Source organism: Bartonella sp. AP72JLCBS (genome assembly GCF_042195705.1).
Classification (GTDB): Bacteria; Pseudomonadota; Alphaproteobacteria; order Rhizobiales; family Rhizobiaceae; genus Bartonella.
Genome location: NZ_JBHIOU010000015.1, coordinates 1 through 19,985 on the forward strand (window position 1 = coordinate 1; position 19,985 = coordinate 19,985).

General features: G+C 36.9%; 15 protein-coding genes, 2 pseudogenes and 1 riboswitch. Of the genes and pseudogenes, 4 read left to right on the plus strand and 13 right to left on the minus strand.

All coding sequences use genetic code 11. The features are described from left to right. The 4 genes and pseudogenes from ACFILO_RS07845 to ACFILO_RS07860 all read right to left on the minus strand — a co-directional run. Positions 1-201, minus strand: a pseudogene (locus ACFILO_RS07845) (hypothetical protein); the annotation flags it as partial. A 530-nt stretch (positions 202-731) separates the two neighbouring features. Next, complete coding sequence (locus ACFILO_RS07850; protein WP_375632529.1) at positions 732-1,703, minus strand: WD40 repeat domain-containing protein; 972 nt, start codon at positions 1,701-1,703, stop codon at positions 732-734. Between the two features lie 10 nt (positions 1,704-1,713). Further along, on the minus strand, positions 1,714-2,736 hold the full coding sequence (locus ACFILO_RS07855) for a CobW family GTP-binding protein (protein ID WP_375641016.1): 1,023 nt from the start codon (positions 2,734-2,736) through the stop codon (positions 1,714-1,716). A 21-nt stretch (positions 2,737-2,757) separates the two neighbouring features. Further along, positions 2,758-3,501 carry a creatininase family protein gene (locus ACFILO_RS07860; protein WP_375661860.1) on the minus strand — a complete coding sequence of 248 codons (744 nt, stop codon included), beginning with the start codon at positions 3,499-3,501 and terminating at the stop codon, positions 2,758-2,760. A 2,157-nt stretch (positions 3,502-5,658) separates the two neighbouring features. Between ACFILO_RS07860 and ACFILO_RS07865 the strand changes: the two genes are divergently transcribed. Continuing rightward, positions 5,659-6,015, plus strand: a complete 357-nt coding sequence (locus ACFILO_RS07865) for a hypothetical protein (RefSeq protein ID WP_375612285.1) — start codon at positions 5,659-5,661, stop codon at positions 6,013-6,015. Between the two features lie 809 nt (positions 6,016-6,824). Here ACFILO_RS07865 and ACFILO_RS07870 read toward each other — a convergent pair. Beyond that, complete coding sequence (locus ACFILO_RS07870; RefSeq protein ID WP_375613643.1) at positions 6,825-8,159, minus strand: NAD(P)H-dependent oxidoreductase; 1,335 nt, start codon at positions 8,157-8,159, stop codon at positions 6,825-6,827. 163 nt (positions 8,160-8,322) lie between these two features. On the opposite strand from ACFILO_RS07870, the gene ACFILO_RS07875 reads away from it, so the two are divergent. Then, positions 8,323-8,802: a MaoC family dehydratase gene (locus tag ACFILO_RS07875; RefSeq protein ID WP_375612287.1), complete on the plus strand. Its 480-nt coding sequence runs from the start codon at positions 8,323-8,325 to the stop codon at positions 8,800-8,802. Between the two features lie 171 nt (positions 8,803-8,973). On the opposite strand, the pseudogene ACFILO_RS07880 reads toward ACFILO_RS07875, so the two are convergent. From ACFILO_RS07880 to ACFILO_RS07895, 4 genes and pseudogenes are all read right to left on the minus strand, one after another. Beyond that, positions 8,974-9,272 (minus strand): annotated as a pseudogene (locus ACFILO_RS07880) (integrase); the annotation flags it as partial. A 451-nt stretch (positions 9,273-9,723) separates the two neighbouring features. Further along, positions 9,724-10,383 (minus strand): methionine ABC transporter permease, encoded by a 660-nt coding sequence (locus tag ACFILO_RS07885; protein ID WP_375609233.1) that lies wholly within the window; start codon positions 10,381-10,383, stop codon positions 9,724-9,726. Continuing rightward, positions 10,376-11,410, minus strand: coding sequence for a methionine ABC transporter ATP-binding protein (locus ACFILO_RS07890; RefSeq protein ID WP_375613642.1), 1,035 nt, complete (start codon positions 11,408-11,410; stop codon positions 10,376-10,378). Before ACFILO_RS07890 ends, ACFILO_RS07885 begins: the two co-directional genes overlap by 8 nt. A gap of 48 nt (positions 11,411-11,458) precedes the next feature. Then, positions 11,459-12,277, minus strand: a complete 819-nt coding sequence (locus ACFILO_RS07895) for a MetQ/NlpA family ABC transporter substrate-binding protein (protein ID WP_375613641.1) — start codon at positions 12,275-12,277, stop codon at positions 11,459-11,461. A 504-nt stretch (positions 12,278-12,781) separates the two neighbouring features. Here ACFILO_RS07895 and ACFILO_RS07900 point away from each other — a divergent pair. Next, positions 12,782-13,420 carry an SH3 domain-containing protein gene (locus ACFILO_RS07900; RefSeq protein ID WP_375613640.1) on the plus strand — a complete coding sequence of 213 codons (639 nt, stop codon included), beginning with the start codon at positions 12,782-12,784 and terminating at the stop codon, positions 13,418-13,420. A 284-nt stretch (positions 13,421-13,704) separates the two neighbouring features. Here ACFILO_RS07900 and ACFILO_RS07905 read toward each other — a convergent pair whose 3' ends face one another. The 4 genes from ACFILO_RS07905 to ACFILO_RS07920 all read right to left on the minus strand — a co-directional run bounded on the left by ACFILO_RS07905 (position 13,705) and on the right by ACFILO_RS07920 (position 18,189). Continuing rightward, on the minus strand, positions 13,705-14,736 hold the full coding sequence (locus ACFILO_RS07905) for an aspartate-semialdehyde dehydrogenase (RefSeq protein ID WP_375613639.1): 1,032 nt from the start codon (positions 14,734-14,736) through the stop codon (positions 13,705-13,707). Positions 14,737-16,003: 1,267 nt separating this feature from the next. Then, complete coding sequence (locus ACFILO_RS07910; protein WP_375653845.1) at positions 16,004-16,384, minus strand: helix-turn-helix domain-containing protein; 381 nt, start codon at positions 16,382-16,384, stop codon at positions 16,004-16,006. Positions 16,385-17,306: 922 nt separating this feature from the next. After that, a complete protein-coding gene (locus ACFILO_RS07915) occupies positions 17,307-17,513 on the minus strand; it encodes a Trm112 family protein (RefSeq protein ID WP_273791466.1) in 207 nt (68 codons plus the stop codon). Between the two features lie 13 nt (positions 17,514-17,526). Further along, positions 17,527-18,189 (minus strand): LON peptidase substrate-binding domain-containing protein, encoded by a 663-nt coding sequence (locus ACFILO_RS07920; RefSeq protein WP_375610818.1) that lies wholly within the window; start codon positions 18,187-18,189, stop codon positions 17,527-17,529. 446 nt (positions 18,190-18,635) lie between these two features. After that, a riboswitch (glycine riboswitch) is annotated at positions 18,636-18,733 on the plus strand. A 136-nt stretch (positions 18,734-18,869) separates the two neighbouring features. On the opposite strand from ACFILO_RS07920, the gene gcvT reads away from it, so the two are divergent. Beyond that, entirely contained in the window at positions 18,870-19,982 is a 1,113-nt protein-coding gene (gcvT, locus tag ACFILO_RS07925; RefSeq protein WP_375613638.1) for a glycine cleavage system aminomethyltransferase GcvT, read from the plus strand. The last annotated feature ends 3 nt before the right edge of the window (positions 19,983-19,985 follow it).

Here is a 19,985-nt window from a genome sequence, read left to right on the forward strand (position 1 = left end):
TGCGTGGTCATATCCACTAAACCAGCATGAAATAAGGCATTTGGCAAAAGAAGATAAGTTGGAACCTGTGGAACAACCGCTCTAATTTGGAGATTAGACGAGGAATCCAAAGGGTCAGAAGACCCAGAAGGCTTTGGTTTAACATGGGAAAGAAGCAGAAGGAACAGAATCCGGAGATGAAGGTGATACCGGAACAGAGGGCGGTAATAGAAGTTCCATGAAATGATTATTAGATAGAATTTTCTAGGCAAGAAACTAAAGTGTGGAAGGCTGCTCGTAGGAAACTTTGCTCTTTAGAGGGGGAAATCAAAAAATTTTTTATTTAGGAAAATAGTGTTGAATTCCCTTCTTCTGATCGTAAGAATAAATTGTTGTTTCAATGATGATATCAGCTATTTTTTGCCGAATTTTTAAGAAAAATGCTTTTGTGGAAGTATGTAGCCTATATAGATGTTTATAAGGAGATGGGGGGGCGGTCTTGAGGGTGATGTTTTTATTCTTGTATGGGGGTAGCAATGTTAAAAGGTCAAAAAACATGTTTAAGGTATTTTCTTGTCTAAAGGGGGAGAAAAGGAAGAGGGAAGATTTAATGATTACGAAGATTTTAGGAGATTTTGGGGGGAGATTAGGGAGATAGAATTTCTGAGAGCTCTGGAGATGCAAGGGGATAAGATTTCTGGAGTATTGTGTGGGCATTTTTTATCGGCGATGATTGCGTTTGTTGGTGTAATTTAATCAGTGATATTGATTATACCACATTCACCATTTTCGCTACCGAAGGAGAGGTTTTGCCCTGCTTGATCCCAGTTAAGTGCTGAGATAGCACTTTTCCCATAACCTTTTAGAAGGACTTCTTTTCCATCATGGAATTGTGCCGCTAAAATCATTCCATCATTGAAGCCTATTGCTACAATTTCTTTGTTTGGGTGGCATGAAACGGTGCTAACAAGCGCATTTGCTCGTGTGCCTAGTTCTAGAGGTGTTTTTCCCATGGGGCCATCTTTTGTATGAAAGGGCCAAACAATTGCGGCAGAGGCACCTGATGTTGCTAGCCATTTTCCTTTTGCGCTCCAAGACCAGCTTTTGACTTTGCTTGGGTAGCCACTCATCCGTAAATGTTGATTATCAGTGAGACGCCAACCGTGTAAGGCGTTTTCTTGCATGGTGGAAATGACATAGCTGTTGTCTGGTGAAAAGGTGACACCACAATGAGCTCCTTTCCATACCAATGTGGTGGGAGATATTTGCGTTGATAACCAATGAAGAGTCACACCATTGTAATGGGCAACGGCAAGTCGCAAACCTTTTGGGGCAAAAGCAAGGCCTTCTACACTGCGTTCATGTGTGAGCTCTTGTCGTTCTTTTCCAATATGCGCAAATGCGAGGCGTGAGGAGGAAAAAGCAAAAGCTTTTTGTGGACCAAAAGCAACGTTGTTTATCCATTTGCGTTCTTTTTGGCTTAACACTTCCGTGTGATCTGCTGCGGTTGTTTGACAGACTTTTCCATCTTCTCCACCGGTGATGATCGCGGTATTGTCATGGGAAAAATGGCTTGAAATTATTCCTTGGTGAACTTCAACGATTTGTGGGGTTGGATTAAAAAAAACAATGAAACCTTCTACGGAAACAAAGGCTGGTTTATTGCCTATAAAACCGCAGGAAAGGCAGTAACTTTTGAGATCATAATGGGTAATGTTTGGCATTATCACTCACTTATGCGCAATTTTCAAAACCAGTTTTTAATTTTTCAGCATCAAGAGAGCGTCCTATAAAGACAAGGCGGCTTTCTCGTTTTTCATCTTCACGCCATGGGCGTTGATGTTGTCCTTCAAGAAGCATATGTATCCCTTGAATGACGTAACGATCATCGTCTCCTTGAAAGGCGATAATGCCTTTAAGACGCAAGATATCAGGTCCTTGTTGCTGTGTAACCTGCTGGATCCAAGGGAAAAACTTTTCTGGTTGCAGAGCATCTGTTTTTAAACTTACAGAAGTGATGGTAATATCATGAATGGTGGATGCGTGATGATGGTCATGATCATGATTACAATCGGGACCACATACATGATCTGCGTGATGATGGTCAAGAAAATGGGGATCATTATCTAAAGTGCGTTGGAGATCAAAGGAACTACGATCGAGGAGTTTATCAACAGGGATGTTAACGCGCTCTGTTGCGTAAATTATGGCTCTGGGATTAATGGCCAGAATAAGGGATTCAGCATGGCTGCGTTCTTGTTGGGTGACAAGATCAATCTTATTTAAAAGAATAATATCCGCGAAAGCAATTTGGTCTTCAGCTTCACGACTTGTTTTTAATTGAGAGGGAAAATGCTTTGCATCAACGACTGCTATGACACTGTCGAGAGCTGTTTTTTCATGGATAGTATCATCCATGAAAAAGGTCTGTGCTACGGGAACGGGATCAGCAAGCCCTGTCGTTTCTATAATGATCGCATCAAATCGATGAGAACGTTGCATCAGACTTTCTAAAATGCGAATGAGATCACCACGTACGGTGCAGCAAACACAGCCATTATTCATTTCATAAATTTCTTCGTCTGATTCAATAATCAGGTCATTATCAATACCAATTTCACCAAATTCATTGACAATGACGGCATAACGTTTGCCATGATTTTCACTGAGAATGCGGTTGAGAAGGGTGGTTTTTCCAGCACCAAGATAGCCTGTGAGAACCGTAACGGGAAGTTTTTTGGGGTGTATCATTTCCATGGAGAGACCTTTTATTGTTCTTTATTGCCATGTGTTTATGTTAAATCGATTGATATCATCAAGTAAATCACGAAGCTGAGACAGAACATGAGAAAAGATTGCTTCACCGGCTTGTGGTGTTGCTTTGCTTGCATTTCCTGCCGCACCTTGCGTATTTAGATCTTTCATTGTCCAACCAAAGGCATGAGGACCATAAGCACGTAAATACCGATAATTGGCAATCATATCCGCTTGTTTATTATGAAAATTTTCTGCCTTTTCCATATGGACTTTTTCTGGTGCTAAATAGAGCATGAGAGAGGTTTCGATAAAGCCTCCATGGATATCAAGATGTTGTTGAGATGGCTCCATGAGACCTTGTGGTAAACCAAAACGGCTCCAGCTTGTTGCTACAGCGAGCATGGAAAGGCGCTTTCGTAATTCGGTGATAACAATGCTCATTAAAGGTGAATTTCCTCCGTGAGCATTGAGAAGAAGAAGACGGTTGATCCCTTTGTGATAACAGTTTTCACCAATCTTTATCCATCGCTTAATCGCATCAGAAAAGGTAAGGGTTTGTGTACCTGTAACATCCATATGTTCTATAGAATAGCCAATCTTTTCAACCGGTAAAAGTGCGATATGAAACTGCTCTTTTGTTTGTAAAGTGAGGGCTTTTGCAAAAGCTTCAGCTATAATCCAGTCGGTTTCGAAAGGAAGGTGCTCTCCGTGATATTCGTGTGCGCCCAAAGGTAAAAGAGCGAGAAAAGGCCTGTTAGATACCATAAATTATTGCCTAAAAGAGAAGTTAACATAGACAAAGTGATCGAAGGTGCTGTCACTATTTAATCTATCTATAAGAGAAACGCAAATAGGCGTCTTTTTACATCACATATGGATGCACAAAAATGAGAGCTTTGTTAAAAATAGAGAAGCTTTTATTGAGCAAAGCCAACGCAACTTTTCTGTAATATGAGGCAATATTTCTCAAGATAATTATCTTTTGTAAGTATTTCTGATTTATATTATCATTTTTAATAAGTAAATATTCATACATATTAAATACTTATACATCAAATAATGAAAAATATTTTTCATTATTTATTGAAAATGTAATTTTTTCTGTAAGTTACATATTCTTCTTTTATTATGGAGCGATGATAATCAAAGTATTTCTATTATTGCGATAGTACAGACTTTAGTTGCAATCAGGTGTTCTAAATTCTTAATTCAATTATCTGTATATTACAAAAGAATAGAAATGTTTGTTGATTGATTTTATTTTGGATAGTGTCTTAACAGATTTTAGTGTTCATGAGAAAAAATAAATATAAAGGGAAGAATTCACGTAAGATGAATTTGTAATCTCATAGAGCAGTTTATAAGATGATTCAGTAAGAAACACCGTTGGATACAAGAAACACCATTGGATACATGATAAACAGAACGCCATTGTGTTGTACATTGACGCTTTTGTTTTAAAGAAACATTTCTCAAGGTATCCAAGCCTATTTTGCAACGGCGCCCGTGAATAGTATAACGGTAAAGCCTTATAATATAAAATCTATTGTGTTCCAGCATCTTTACACTTTTAAAGTAAAAAGGGACACCATCATTCACTTTGCCAGTTTTCAATATTGTGTTAACAGCGCTTGATAGTTAAGATACCTCATAAGTGATATTTTCCTTTCTTCAAGTGTGTTTACACACACACCGATCTCGTTTGTGATTTGCAAGTGAAGAATTTTGATTGATTCAATATAAACAGAGTTAAAATATAAGAGAGTTTTATAATCGTCAGCTTTATCATTCAACAGGCAAAACAATAAATTATTATTATAGATTAATATTCTGCGATTAAAGTGATCGGTTGATAAGTTTATCATTCAATATCAGTTTTCATGGCGTTATTTTTTCAATGTGCTTACTTAAGTTGGTATTTTAAAAATGCAATTTTTTAGTAAGTTTCTCTACTCCTTTTCTTTCAAGCATTTGATTAATTCTTTATTATTATTCATTTTTCACAAATAGCAGACAGTTATGTGAATATTGCCAAAAATTTATTTCAAAGAGAATTATTTTTTACTAATACAGAGTAAATATAAATAAGGCTTCGCTCTACAATATTGACGAAAAATATGGAATAACTTTTATGAAAATTAAGCAAGAAAGTTTTTTCAGTATTTTGGGGATCATCTCATTTTTCATGACTCTCTTTTTATCTGGTTTTAGGTAGTTTGTTGGTGTTCTAGTATTGCTTATAATTTTTTTGTAAATCTGATAGATTTACTTATTTTATGCGTTTGTTTTATTAGGTTTGAAAGTCAATATTTTGTGTTCTTTATGCTGTATGGGATAAAGGGGGCTGAATTACCTTTTTTAAGATGCTATGCAGTATTTTTTCTTTTTATATATCAGTAAAAGTTGAGAATCATTTTATTAACGTCTCTTCCATTTGAAGATAGAGATCTTAATTGTTTTTTTTTACACTTTATACCTGTTTTATAGAAAAATAGCACACTATTTAAATTTGTTTTATTAGGATAGATTTGTTTTAGATCAAGTTTTTATTTGATACCAATTTCATTTTTATATTTATTGAAATAATAGACAATCATATATCATTATATTGGCAGTTTTAAATTTTATAGTTCTTTAAAATTAATTACATTTTAAATTATTTATAAAAGCTCTATTATATAATTTTTTAAATGAATTTGTTTCGTAATATTTCTTATAATAAGAAATTTAATAAATTATTTTTATCATTTATTGTTTTTTATCTTTACATGTAATACATAATGTGTTATATTATAATAACAAAATTACATATAATATTTTATTATGTGCAATTATATAAATGATTAAATATAATTTTTGGTTTTTATATATGTGAATATTCTTTCATTTTTTCAGTGAAGAAAAAGAGGAGCAAAGAAAGCTATGTTTAAAATATTTAAAAATCGTGTATGTTCATTTACTTTTACACTATTTATTCTTTTTTTTATACAAACTATAGAGGGAAATGCAAGTTTTGTAAAAAATAAAGTTCAAGAGAGAATGGCAATTACTATTCCTACACTAGAAAAAAATGTAGCTATTAAAGCTGTGGATAGAGTTGTTATTCAAGGCGTTGAGGAACAAGATGTTATTGCTTTAGGGAAACCTGAAAAAGCTGCTGCCTTTTCAGGTTCAGCCTTTTGGGGGGGAATAAGTATTTTATCACTTCTTGCTTCTTTATGTATTGGGGATGTATTAGGTACTGTTGTAACTCTTTTTGCAATATTTAGTACACTTTAGTAGGAAGCTCATCAACAGAGTCGAGGATTTTTTTGTTCACTTCATTATTTTTAAAAAATAAATATTTTATTATTTATACTATACTAGATAATAAAATCACTACTCTTAATACTAAATGTAGCTTTTATTAACATTATTAAAGTTCAAGATCCTACATTTATGTTGTTTTTTACAAATTAGCGTAACCTGATTTTTTTTTACAGTTTATGATTATTTTCTAGTAATAAGGCTAGTATACTTACTATCTTTATCAGTCTTTTAATATTGTCTACCTTTTCTCATATGAAGATTATTCATCAAAGGTATATTTTATCCTTTTTAAATTTTTTTATCTTTCATAAGGGGATAAAATAAAAAATATCCCTATATCCATGGCTCTCATGCAATAAGAAAAATGAGAAATTATTATTTATCATTTTAAATTTGTTTATGTTAAATCCATCAGAAGTATTTTTTACGTATAACAAGTTGCGTTCGTGTATGGATAAAATTATTAAAAAAAAGACTAAAAATTCTTCTCATTAATTATCTCTAAGGTTCAAGGACGTTGTAGTATTGGAAAATAAATGATGGTGCTGGTTTGTATTTTCATAGAGTAAAGATAGTGATACACAATGAATCTTATGTCATCTCATGGAGTGGTTTATATTGTCGCATTTACGGGACATATTGTGAGAGGGAAGTGGTGATGTGCATCGTTGGAAAATGCTTTTATTAAAACATAAACCTGTATTTGCGATAGAAGTGTATTCTGGGTTATTCTGTTGCCTAAGGGAAGGATACTGTTAAGTAAGGTAATTCAGGAGTATTTATAGCTTAGCGGAAGAAGGGCAATGAAGTAAAAGGTCTTGTTTAGCACGAAGACGTGCAATCCATTGATCTTCACGAATAGCAGTATTATGCACTGTAATGAGTTCATTTTTTTTAATTTCAGCGGTTACTGTTGCTTTTTCCAAAAGACCACAAGGAATGGCGTGGTGAGCGCGTGCTTCTGCAATGTTCATTATCCAAGCACGATAAGTATAAAGACCGATAAAGTCTAGCTGATCACCTGGATGTAAATCTTTTTTAGCAACAGCACAGACTTCTACTACGGGATGGCTAAGAGGAACCATATCTTTTTTGCCATAAAGCATAATACGTGCGCAGGTGAGGGGAACTTCCATTGCTGTTAAATGATAGGGGCGATGAAAGGTGAAGTAAGGCCCCTGACCAATTTTTAAATCTTCCATACGTTCGCGTAAACGCGGGTGTGCTATTTCGGCAATGACAAAGACACCAGGTGAAACACCTGGACCTATTGAATAATCTACAACACCATATTGTTGTAAAATGCCCCCATCTTGTTTTGGAATAAGCACTTTGTTTAAATCTTGTAGCGCTGCTCGTGGTCCATGCATTCCTGGGCAATCGGGGAGAAGTCCGGTGGCATTGGCAATGGCTGCCATTTCAACCATCGTTTTGGAACCATCAATAAATTCAACCAACATGCGCACATTCATATTACGCCGGAATGCTTCTTCTTCGTAAGCGTCAGGTGTAGCATCAAAGCGCAGAGGATTATTTTTTCCTTTACCCGCTGCAACAATCTTATGTCCAAGGGCTGAAACAAATTCTATGAGTTCCATACAAGAAGTAGGTTCATCGCCGGCACCAAGTGTATAAATGAGCCCTCGTTTTTCTGCTTCATGTTTGAGATAAGCGCCAATTGTAACATCTGCTTCAACATTCATCATGACAAGATGTTTGTTATTCTCAAGCGCTTTGATACCAATCTCTGCTCCTGCTTCGGGATAGCCTGTTGCATCAACGATAATATCAATTTGTTCATGGCGCAAAACAAGGTTAATATCATCTGTTGCTGCAATCAAACCCTTTTCAATGCTTTGGGTGAGAGCATAAGTATTTTCAACTTCACAGACATGTCCATCTTCGCCATAGGCTAGTGTAGCGGCATCAAAAATACGTGACGGTGTCCTCGTGGCTACAGCAGCGACTGTTATACCATCCATATGCGCAATACTTGATAATAAATCTGTGCCCATTTCACCACAACCAATCAGTCCAATACGGATGGGGGGATGGTTTTCTGCACGTTGTTTCAAATCATGCGCTAAACCTGTTAGGTTCACATTGCTTGCCATTCTTTTTTCCTATTTGAAAACTATTCTGCTAAAGAACTTTTCTCATTCATAAGGTGCATTTGTTTTTAAGACAATTAATCTTTTATTCTTGATGCTCTAATCAATGGATTTTATAAAAGCAAGAGGGGTGGTTTCTTTTATCAAATAAAATAGGAATAGCGTTATGCAGCAAAAAATAACAGTACAAGATGTCACCAGTTTTATTGGGAAAGAAGTGGGATTATCGGAGTGGCGTCTTGTTACACAGGATATGATTAATCAGTTTGCATGTGCTACAGATGATCATCAATGGATACACGTTGATGAGGAAAAGGCTAAAAAGACACCTTTTGGCGGCACGATTGCTCATGGTTTTTTAACATTATCGCTTTTGTCTACGCTCGCTTATGAAGCTCTTCCAGAGTTGGAAGGGAGCACAATGGGGATTAATTATGGTTTCGATAAAGTACGCTTCATGAGTCCTGTGAAAACAGGGGTACGGATACGTGCGCGTTTTGTGTTAGACGACGCAGAAATTCGTCCTTCTGGTCGAGTGGTTTTCCATTATGGGGTTACGGTGGAAATTGAAAAGTTAAAAAAACCAGCTCTTACAGCTCAATGGCTTATTGTTGCTGTTGTGGAAGAAAAACCTTCCAATATCTAGATTATTTGAGTGCTTTATTTTATAAAATTTTTATACAATTCTATTAGAAGTTTCTTCAATGATGATATTGAGAATAATCTATAGGATAATAGATATGGTGGAGCTATCATAGCGTTGATAGCCATAGCAGGTTGCTATCTTTCCTAGATCGTTTTGAAGAGGAGTTTCTTAATGTAGATAGTGCATTGCTTCACGCTTTTGTTTATAGCGTTCTTTAATGGGATCATACCCATCACGTAAAACAGAACGCTTCAAATGGAATATACTTGCGTTGCCAATTCACGGGCTTATTTTAAAGCAACATCTCTCAACGTTTGTCACGCCCATTTCGCAATGGCGCCTGTGAATAGTATAACGATAAAGCCATTGAGCACCCCTATCTTTATGCTTGTGAAGAAGAAAGCTGGCACCATCATATTATATGCTAGCCGCCAATGTTAAGACAGGTCTTGGCGCTTGAGATAATTCATAAGAGGCATGCCTTCCTTTCTTGTATGTTTTTACTCACACGGCTCTTCCTGCTTGTAACGTGTAAGCGAGAGGTTTTGGTTGATTCTATATGGAACAAATTGGGAATGAGAGGATCTTACGGTATTCAGAGTTCTCATTCAATATGAATAACGCCATATTATCATTATAAATTCAATGTGTTATCTAAGGTTGGGAAAGGTCGTGACCAATGTCTTAATTTAAAGAGAGTCTCACATACTGTGAGATCTCTTATTTTATCCCCTTTTATATTCTTTTATATTAAAGCCATTAAAACTATTTTCTTTCATGTTACAAACGGATGGGGAGAGATAAAAACTGTTTAAGAAAAAAGTTTCTAATCTCTTATGAGTGTTTTCGATAGGCAAGGGTTGGTGCACTTGGAAAGTGGCAAAGGGGATGATGGTATTGGCATGTGAAATTCTAAGTCTTTTAATGTTTTGTTTTATCAAGTTTTTGTACGATTTTATCAGAAGTCCATTGGGTTGTAATATTAAGCACGATCAAAAGGATGATAACGATGGTCATGATGAAGGTATTGTAGCGTTGGTAGCCATAGCGGATTGCCATATCCCCTAAACCGCCTCCACCAAGATATCCAGCAAGTGAGGTGGCTCCTATAAGAGAAATGACCATGACTGTAAAACCTGTAATCAGGCTAGGGAGAGCTTCAGGAATAAGGACATGTCTGATAATTTGAAGACGACTTGCCCCCATAGAGCGGATCGCTTCAATGAGACCGTTTTCAACGGTTTTAAAAGAGAGTTCCGCCATGCGTGCATAAAAAGGGATAGCTGAAATGGTCAGTATAAAAATTACAGCAGGCATTCCTATCCCTCTTCCTACAACGATACGTGTAACGGGAAGAAGATAAAATGCAAGAATAATAAAGGGAATGGCACGAATACTGTCAATGATCATGCTTAAAGGGCGATTGATGAGAGATGAGGAAAAAATCCCCCCGCGTGCTGTTGTGTGAAGAAGAAGACCAAGGGGAAGCCCTATAATAAATGCCATAACAGAAGCACTAAGTGTCATCAATATTGTATCAATAACAGCTTGGGGAAGTTCATGAGACAGAACATTAAACATAGCCTAAGACCTCACAATATCGTCCTTTTTTCGTTAACCATTGAACAGCTTTTTCTAAAGCTTCTTTATCTTCTCCAGGAAGAGCCAAGAAGAGTCTCCCGATGGTTTCATCTTGAACTGTATCAATGCCACCATGCAAAATACGTGCTTTTAAACCACTCTCATTTTCTAGAAGATGAAGAAAAGGCTGCTGGGCAATTTCACCGGCAATATTAATTTCAATGACAGCTTCTCGTCCGATTGGTTTGAGATTTTTCGCAAATTTTTCAGGAAGTTGCGGGGTTACAAGCTTGAGCATGGCTATGGTTGTATCGTCTTGCGGTGATGTAAAGATGTCTTTCACACGTCCTTCTTCTACAATGTTCCCCTGATTAAGAACAACAACGCGATGCGCTATGGTGCGCACAACTTCCATTTCATGGGTGATGAGCACAATCGTGAGATTGAGGTGTTTATTAATATCAGCAAGGAGCTCTAGAATAGATTGTGTTGTTTCAGGGTCAAGAGCAGAGGTGGCTTCATCTGATAACAATATTTTAGGATTAGCAGCGAGCGCACGAGCAATGCCAACGCGTTGTTTTTGTCCCCCGGACAATTGTGCCGGATAGCAATATTCTTTCCCAGATAACCCAACCAATTCAATCAGTTCAAGGGCACGTTTGTGGCGTTGTTTCTTACTTACACCACTTAATTTAAGTGGCAATGCAATGTTATCAAGAATATTCTGCGATGAGAGAAGATTGAAATGTTGAAAAATCATCCCAATTCGTTGACGGTAAGGCGCCCATTCTATCTCTGATAGATTAGAAATATCAACATCTTCAAAAAAAATGGATCCTGCATCAATCTTCTCTAACCCATTTAAACAGCGAATAAGTGTTGATTTTCCTGCTCCACTGCGCCCAATAATGCCAAGGATTTCACCAGCATGGATATTTAAAGAGAGATTATTAATCACCGGAACACCAGCCGTTTTGTTAAAACAACGGCTGATGTTTTTTAAGGAGATAAGAGTAGGTTTTTCCATTCACAATTACTCGGATATTTGGCACAGTTATTCAGATATTTGGCACAATTACCAAGATGTTTGGGCGGTATTGCCAAAAATCTCTTTGATTTTTGCACGGATAAGATCGTTGTTGTAAGCGGCAACTAATTTTTTAACCCATGGTTCATCTTTTTCGCTCGTGCGTACAACGATGATATTATCATAAGGATTATTTTTTGCGCTCTCCCATGCGACTACATCTTTTTCGAAGTTTAATCCGGAAACAATAGCCCAGTTTGTGTTTATAATTGCAAGGTCAAAATCGTCAATAGCTCGTCCTAACATACCGGCATCGAGCTCACGAATTTGCAGGTTTTTAGGATTTTCGATAATATCAAGTGGAGATGCAAGAATATTATGAGGATCTTTTAACTTAATGAGACCTAAAGAATTAAGAAGAAGTAAGGCTCTTCCACCATTAGATGGGTCGTTCGGAATACCAACATGTGCACCATCACGAAGATCTTTTAAGTCTTTTATTTTGTGTGAGTAAACACCGATTGGAGCAATAAATGTATAGCCGACAATTGAAAGTTTATAGCCACGTTGTTTCATTTGTTCATTAAGATAAGGGGCGTGCTGAAAAGCATTCGCATCGATCTCTCCTGCGTTAACAGCATCATTAGGCAAAGCGTAATCAGAAAAATAAACGAGTTCAATATCTAAACCGGCTTTTTTAGCCTGTTCAGCAGCTGTTTTCCAAATAATCGCATCCCGCCCTTCCATAATACCAAGTTTGATCTTTGTTTTGTCTGCGGCCATGGAAAAAGCAGTAGACAAAAAAAGTGCAAAGAGAGAGAGGAATAATCCTATAATCCGACTACGAGAAAAATTTTTTAATGTCATATGCTTTTAACTTTCTTTTTCGAGAAATTTTTTGAGGGAAGTTTCAATATACTCTGTATCTTTTTAGGCAGATTTAAAGTTATACAAGCTTTAGAGAATATTCAATCACTTTTATTTTTAAAAGAGTATTATTTTTCCTTCTATTTTAGTTGTTTTGGGGGCTGATCATCATTTGTTCATAGAAATTCTCTGAAATTCAAATAATTAATTCTTTTATTGCAATCATTTGTTGAGGGAACCAATGCCCCTTTAAAAACTTCTGTAAGGGACAATTGGTTGAAGAACCGGACAATCAGATGATGCTTTAGCCGTAAATTCATGAAGAACATACTGTGCAATCAAGATCAAAAGGCCGTGTTCGTGTAGGCGATAAAGAGAAATTTTGTTGCAATGTTGTGGGTTTTGGGGGGGAATAAAGGTTGCTGATCATTGGATTTAAACGCGGCAAATTTTTGCAACGGCGAATTTTTGCCCTTCATACGTTTTAAGAGAGGAAGAAAAATAATGTTAAGAAAGAAATTTTTATCAACAATGATGACTTTATGGGCTTTAGGAGCGTCAGGGGTGGCTGTGACTGCTTTTCACGCACAAGCTGGAACCATTACAGGAACAGTTGCTCGTGTTGCATCAGGTCAGGTATCTTTACGCACAGGCCCTGCGACAGCTTATAAAGTTATCGCAATGGTTCCAATGGGAGCAAAAGTGCAAATTTATGGCTGCCTATCCAATAAAACTTGGTGTTCTCTTGGTTATCATGGAAAAGTTGGTTGGGCATCTGCACGTTACGTCAATGTTAACGGTGTTCCTACCATTGCTTTTAAAAAGATGCCAGCAAAATCAAAATCCATGGTAAAATCGCCAAAAGAAAAAGTAAAACAGGCTGTTTCCGACTTTAAAGCTCTTCCGGCGATTCAAAAAACACGGAAAAATATGCAAAAACTATACAGAACAGATATGATTATCGATTCTACAGGTGTTAAAAAAAGGGATGAACGAACAATTTTAAATCCGTCGCAAAAAGCACAAGGCGTTTCTGTAAAGCACGTGAGTGCTTATAATCCCTCCTTTCCTGATAATGTCAATTACAAAAATTTTGAACGTAATGAAACGCGTTACCGTGTCGTGACCTATCCTGCTCGATAAGGGTAAAGTTAATTTTACAACCGGAATGACAAAAAGGATCAGCAGCATGAAGCAAACAATGCTTATGCTGCTGATCCTATTGTACCGTAAAATGTCATTAAGGCGGCAATGCTTAACTTAAGGTGGCGAGGCATTCAAGGATATTCCGAGTCAAATTTGACAATACCTTGGATTACAGTTCTTTAGGATGGTGATATGAACCTTCAGCTGGGGAAGGTTATACTGAAGAGAAGCCGGACTTTTGACAGACCGGCTAGGGGTTCTTTGTCCTTTCGGACAGGGCGTTAATTTGCGGACTTAGGCTTTATCAAATTACGAGAAATGAGCAATTCAGCAATTTGAACGGCATTCAATGCTGCTCCTTTTCTTAAATTATCGGCGACAACCCAGAAAGCTAAACCATTTTCAACGGTGATATCTTCACGAACACGGCTAATAAAGGTATCATCTTCTCCGGTACCTTCATAAGGTGTGGTATAACCACCATCTTCGTGTTTATCGATAAGCTGACAGCCTGGTGCATCGCGGAGGAGCGCTTGTGCTTCAGATGCGCTTAGTGGTTTTTCAAATTCAACATGGACGGCTTCGGCATGACCGATAAAGACAGGGACCCGAACAGCAGTGGCTGTTAATTTAATTTTCGGATCGAGAATTTTCTTCGTCTCAACCGTCATTTTCCATTCTTCTTTTGTATAACCATCTTCCATGAAAACATCGATATGAGGAATGACATTAAAGGCAATGCGTTTAGTGAATTTTTTTGATGTAATTGGGTCTGCAACAAAAACTGCACGTGATTGTTCGAAAAGTTCGTCCATTCCTTCTTTACCAGCTCCAGAAACAGACTGATATGTAGAGACAACAACACGTTTAATGATTGCAGCATCATGGAGAGGTTTTAAAGCTAAGACCAGTTGAATTGTTGAACAATTAGGATTTGCTATAATATTACGCTTAGAAAAGGCATTTATAGCTTCGCCATTGACTTCAGGGACTATCAACGGAACATTGGCATCATAGCGCCACGTGGAGGAATTATCGATGACGACACAGCCGGCAGCAGCAATTTTAGGGGCGTATTCTTTGGAAATGCTCCCTCCCGCAGACATAAGACAAAAATCTGTGTCAGAAAAATCGTAAGTATCCAGTGCTTTTACTTTTAAAGTTTTATCTCCATAAGAAACTTCTTGTCCTAATGAGCGTCGTGATGCTAGAGGGACAATTTCATGCGCAGGAAAACCACGTTCTTCTAAAATTGTAAGCATTTCACGACCAACATTTCCGGTTGCGCCGACAATTGCAACTTTATAACTCATTTTCTATATACTCCTCATGTCTCTCCACGTTTATTCCCCGTGCTATACTCAGGAGAGAGTGAGTTGGTCAAGGAACATCATTAAATTATATTTTTGATTTTCAACAACTCAATTTTGTGCACACCAATCATCATCGTTAGCACAATAAATTGTTTTATTTCAAATGATACGTCTCTTTTAATCTTTCAGAATTGAAAAAATTGAATATTTTACGCTAAGCTATTATCTCTTTAGAAAACACTTTAATTAAGTGAATTTCTTATCTTCTGTCAATTGTTTACCTTCTCACTTTGTGAATTTTTTAAGGATGGTATTACGTATCGCGTTCGTGGAATCTTTTAATACTTTATCTGTTAATTGTTGAATTATTTAATTTTCTCCCTATGCGCTCTAAAAGCGAAGCCTCCTATTACAGTCTGTAAACAGCTAGATTCTAGCGGCTTCCCATTTTTCACTTAAACTAAAGGCTTAACAAGCAGGCCTAAAAATATTTAAAAAGATATTGGGCATCTAAAAAACATTTGAATGTTTCAAGGAGGTATGCGTGCTTCATATCCTCATACCTTAAATGATAGAATTTATGGCACAACAGGATAAACTTAAGTATCCATATATAGATAAATTCTTATGAAAGTTATACATATAGTTTTTCGTGTCTATTTTTAATTTATATTTCTTATTTTTACTTTAATCCTGTTATGCTATAAAATATCATTATTTGGAGTATGATGGTATAAGATCTTTAAGCTTTCTCGATATATTTAAGTGTTTTTTAGTGTGTGGGAATATTCTTAGGCTTGTTTGGCAAGTCTTTTTTAAGTGACTTATATGAGTGGAAAGTCAGCCGTTGAACACTCCCATATTTACGTTTAATAAAAGAGCAAGTTAGCACCATCATCCATTTTTTCAGCACACAATGTCGTTACAGCTCTTGGTATGTGAGACGATTCAATAAGAGGTATGCCTTTTTGTACATTTTTACTTACACGCCAACTTTGCTTGTGTTGTGCAAACAAGAGATTTTGATTGATTCAATATAGAACACGTTTGAAATGAAAGAATTTTACGATATTCGAAACACTTATTCAATATCAATAACGTTAGATTATCATTATAAATCAACGTGCTATTTCTAAGTTAAACTCGTTAGAATTCGGATTATTTACAAATCAGATTAGATTAAGCATTTTCATTCTCATGCAGTGTGGGGAGACAGTCACAATTCTTGTCAATATTATTAAGGACTTTGATTATCCTTGCAATGAATTTATGAAAATAAGGGGTTATTTTTTTCATCAGAAATCAACTGCAAAATTGCTCTTTGTTTTTTGCGGGTCAGTATTCTGAAATTTTTCAAAAGTAAATATTCTGCTTTGCTTGCTATTCTGTCATCACAATGATAGAGGTTCTCTTCTTTTTTTGCGCTATCAGCATAAAAGAAGGAAACGGGAACATCTAATATATGAGCAATTTCCTGTAAACGTCTTGCACTTACGCGATTTAAGCCTTTTTCATACTTTTGGATTTGTTGGAATGTTACGCCTAAATGACTTCCTAATTGTTTTTGAGAAAACCCCATGACGTTTCTTCTGAAGCGAATTTTTTTGCCTAAAGAAATATCGTAAAAATGTAGATTTTTGGCTTTCACTTGATGTCCCCACCGGTTGCGAGCGCCCTCGCATTAGTATTCCGGGGTCTGGAAGTGCTGAAACCGAGTCAGCCCCTTGCTTTTAGTGCTGAAAGCACTTGGACATAACAAGAGCCCCCGGAAATTCCGGGATATCCGCAAAAGCGGGCTAATCTTTATGCTCGGTTTCGGGCTTCCAGGCCCTATTGATCGTCGCGTATACGACCAAAAACACAAGCCTTCTTCATAAGGCAATTACTTTCAATCGTCAATTGAAATTACAACAGTGTTTCTTGTTTGTTTTTTCAAGTTTTCATGTAATTAATGCGTATATTATACATAAAAAATATTGCTTGAGATACTTTAGATACTTTTAAAAATTGTAAAGCGAAATTAAAGGGTGATGGTAAGGTAATGGGGTGATTTTCTCCTTTACGATTTTATGTTTTTTCCCCCAAATTAGGTTGCTTCTCCGTTTCAAAGATTACGCAAACAGATAAATACTCTTGTCCCGATATGGTATACATAAGATGATATAACTTGTCGTTTTTATTCATCTTAAATCGAGGTATCTCAAATATGTTGTTCGTAAATAGTATAAATTAAAGTCCATGAAATATAACAATCTTTATGTTTAATATAATAAATTTCATTTACCTGAGTTGGTTCAAAATGTTATTATAATTCTTGCTTTTAAGAAGTTCATAAGAGCCATTTTTATTCAGATGCTTGTGTGGTGCAAGCGAATGGTTTTGATTGCTTCAGTATGAACAGGCTGGAATGAGAGAATCTGATGATATTTTTGGCTTTTGTTACAAGGTGTAAAGCGATATAAATATCTTTATTGTAAAATTCTTTTTTCAGAAATCGTAAATATTGAGATATCATATTGATAGAGACTTGATAACAGTGGGCTTGTAGAGGAAAATTGCATGAGGGTTTTTTATTTTTTATGCGTTATTTCTTCATTGTTTTGCAAAGGGCGCGCTTCTGAGGCAAGCATAATGGGAACGCCATCACGAATAGGGTAGGCAAGTTTGGCTTTGAGAGAAATGAGCTCTTGTGTTTTTCGGTTGAAAGAGAGAGTACCTTTCGTCATTGGGCAGACGAGCAATTCGAGCATTTTTGGATCTGTGGTCATTTTTTTCATGTTTGGACATTCATTAGTTTAAGCGGTAATCTGTTCCTGTTTGTTTCATGAGCGAGCGTTCTGTTAATGCAAGAAGAGTTTGGGCACGGCTTTCGATATCTGGAGCTTCAAGGAGAGCTTGTTTTTCTGCTGGTGTAAAGGGGATAAGAGCTGAAAAAGCATTAACCAATATAGGTGTAGGGGCTTCTATGATGCTGCTCCAATTATATTCCATTTCATGTATGGTTAGATATTTTTCTACAACGTCGAGTAAGTTCTCTCGGTTAATGCTTTCTTCAATATCAAATTCTTGCAAGTCTTTTATGTTTGATTGGATGAGAGCTGTTCGATAGGATTTTGTGTTTTTCAATTCTTGTTCTAAAGTGAAGCGGCAAACACCTTGTAAGATAATGAACAGTTGTCCGTTTCCTGTTTCACTGTAGTTTGTAATACGCCCTATACAGCCTGTTTTATAAAGTTGTGTAGAGAAGCGATCTGTATCCGATGAAAGTGGTTGAATAATGCCCAATAGACGATCAGTTACCATAACATTTTCAATCATTTCAAGTGATTCTGGTTCAAAAATATTGAGTGATAAAAAACCACCGGGTAGTAAGAGTGCACCTTCTAAAGGAAAAAGAGCAATTTGCTTTGGAAGATCATTTTCGCAATTGTAAGAGATATTACCAGCTTTCATGAGTATTTTGTCACCTTTGTTCGGTAGTTTTAGTCTGTAAATAGTCGCTATTTATGACACTATTGAGAAAGCAGAAAACCTACTTCTTGTGCATTAAAATCATACTTATAAAATATTTGAAGTCCTTATTCTCAAAAAGAATATGAAACCCTATTTTTAAGGTTGAACTGCGCGCGAAAGAGTATTGCTTTGCGATCTTTTTAGTGTGTGACGTTTTGCATGATTTTCAAGAGGTGTTTTTGTTTATAGCTTTTGATTTTTGTCTTAAATTTCCTAAAATGTGTTGCTTGCAATTTTTGTAAGGTTCAAAAGGACACTATTATAAATCTTTTGAAGGAGCTTATGCAAGTTTTAAAATGAGAACATTTTCATCACTTTACTAATGACAGTGTGATGAAGATAGGCTATAGGTTTAAATATGCTGGAAAGAGCGTTATCGTTTCTTTCATTCTTTTGCGGGAGAGTGCAAATTGCAAATTTTCGCATTGCCGCCGAAGGGGAAATAGCCCATAATCTCTCAGGCTTTAAGGACCGTAAAAGGAAGAAGGCAGATCTGGAAAGTCGGGAGAACCCGCGCCGAAGGTGTAAGCGAAAAATCTTTTCGCGAGTCTCTCAGGTTGATGACAGAGGGGGCAGAGACGACCATATTCTATGGGCGTTAGCGCAGCTTTGGAGTTATTATGGGCACAGCACAAGAAACATCTTTTTTAAAAACACTTCCTTTATATGATTTGCATGAAAAAGCAGGAGCAAAATTTGGTGCTTTTGCGGGTTGGAACATGCCTTTAACTTATCCTCTTGGCGTTTTAAAAGAGCATCTTCATACGCGTGCACATGCAGGACTTTTTGATATTTCTCATATGAAATTGATTGCGGTTGAAGGGGCACAAGCTGTGGAATTTTTGTCCTATGCTTTTCCCATTGATGCAGCAGCTTTAAAGATTGGGCATTCACGGTATAATTATTTGCTTAATGAGCAGGCTGGTATTCTTGATGATCTTATTATTACCCGTTTGGAAGAGGGTCGTTTTATGTTGGTCGCCAATGCTGGGAATGCACAGGCTGATTTTTTAGAATTGGAAAAGCGTGCGGTTGATTTTGAATGTCAAGTGATTGCCCTTGAAAGGGTATTGCTTGCGCTTCAAGGTCCTGAAGCGGCCGCTGTTCTTGCTGATGCCGATTTACCAGGGAATGAATTGTTCTTTATGCAAGGATTCGAACCACAACAGGATTGGTTTATAACGCGTTCTGGTTATACGGGAGAGGATGGTTTTGAAATTGCTTTGCCTATAGGGCATGCGCATATGTTGGCTGAAAAATTGCTGAGTGATTCTCGTGTTGAGTGGATTGGGCTTGCCGCACGCGATAGCTTGCGGTTGGAAGCGGGGCTGTGTTTGCATGGAAATGATATTACCCCTGATACGACACCTATTGATGCGGCTCTAATATGGGCTGTTCCTAAAAGTGTTCGAGAAAAAGCACAATTTTATGGTGCGAAGGCTTTTCTTGAAGCACTGCAAAAAGGACCGGCTCGTTGTCGTGTTGGATTAAAACCGCAAACGCGTCAACCTATTCGTGCCGGTGCGGTGCTTCTTGATGATCAAGGTAATGAGATTGGCATTGTAACATCAGGTGGTTTTGGTCCTTCTTTTGATGGTCCTGTCGCGATGGGTTACGTTCCTGTTGATTTTAAAGTTGAAGGGACACAAGTCTTTACAGAACTGCGAGGCAAAAAGATTGTATTATCAGTTCATTCTCTTCCCTTTGTTGAACAACGTTATTTTAAAGGATGATTT

Bases quoted from the DNA above. Each gene is read 5' to 3' on its own strand.
- ACFILO_RS07850 (WP_375632529.1), bottom strand. From the start codon at position 1,703: ATGCCAAACATTACCCATTATGATCTCAAAAGTTACTGCCTTTCCTGC.
- ACFILO_RS07855 (WP_375641016.1), bottom strand. From the start codon at position 2,736: ATGGAAATGATACACCCCAAAAAACTTCCCGTTACGGTTCTCACAGGC.
- ACFILO_RS07860 (WP_375661860.1), bottom strand. From the start codon at position 3,501: ATGGTATCTAACAGGCCTTTTCTCGCTCTTTTACCTTTGGGCGCACAC.
- ACFILO_RS07865 (WP_375612285.1), top strand. From the start codon at position 5,659: ATGTTTAAAATATTTAAAAATCGTGTATGTTCATTTACTTTTACACTA.
- ACFILO_RS07870 (WP_375613643.1), bottom strand. From the start codon at position 8,159: ATGGCAAGCAATGTGAACCTAACAGGTTTAGCGCATGATTTGAAACAA.
- ACFILO_RS07875 (WP_375612287.1), top strand. From the start codon at position 8,323: ATGCAGCAAAAAATAACAGTACAAGATGTCACCAGTTTTATTGGGAAA.
- ACFILO_RS07885 (WP_375609233.1), bottom strand. From the start codon at position 10,383: ATGTTTAATGTTCTGTCTCATGAACTTCCCCAAGCTGTTATTGATACA.
- ACFILO_RS07890 (WP_375613642.1), bottom strand. From the start codon at position 11,410: ATGGAAAAACCTACTCTTATCTCCTTAAAAAACATCAGCCGTTGTTTT.
- ACFILO_RS07895 (WP_375613641.1), bottom strand. From the start codon at position 12,277: ATGACATTAAAAAATTTTTCTCGTAGTCGGATTATAGGATTATTCCTC.
- ACFILO_RS07900 (WP_375613640.1), top strand. From the start codon at position 12,782: ATGTTAAGAAAGAAATTTTTATCAACAATGATGACTTTATGGGCTTTA.
- ACFILO_RS07905 (WP_375613639.1), bottom strand. From the start codon at position 14,736: ATGAGTTATAAAGTTGCAATTGTCGGCGCAACCGGAAATGTTGGTCGT.
- ACFILO_RS07915 (WP_273791466.1), bottom strand. From the start codon at position 17,513: ATGAAAAAAATGACCACAGATCCAAAAATGCTCGAATTGCTCGTCTGC.
- ACFILO_RS07920 (WP_375610818.1), bottom strand. From the start codon at position 18,189: ATGAAAGCTGGTAATATCTCTTACAATTGCGAAAATGATCTTCCAAAG.
- gcvT (WP_375613638.1), top strand. From the start codon at position 18,870: ATGGGCACAGCACAAGAAACATCTTTTTTAAAAACACTTCCTTTATAT.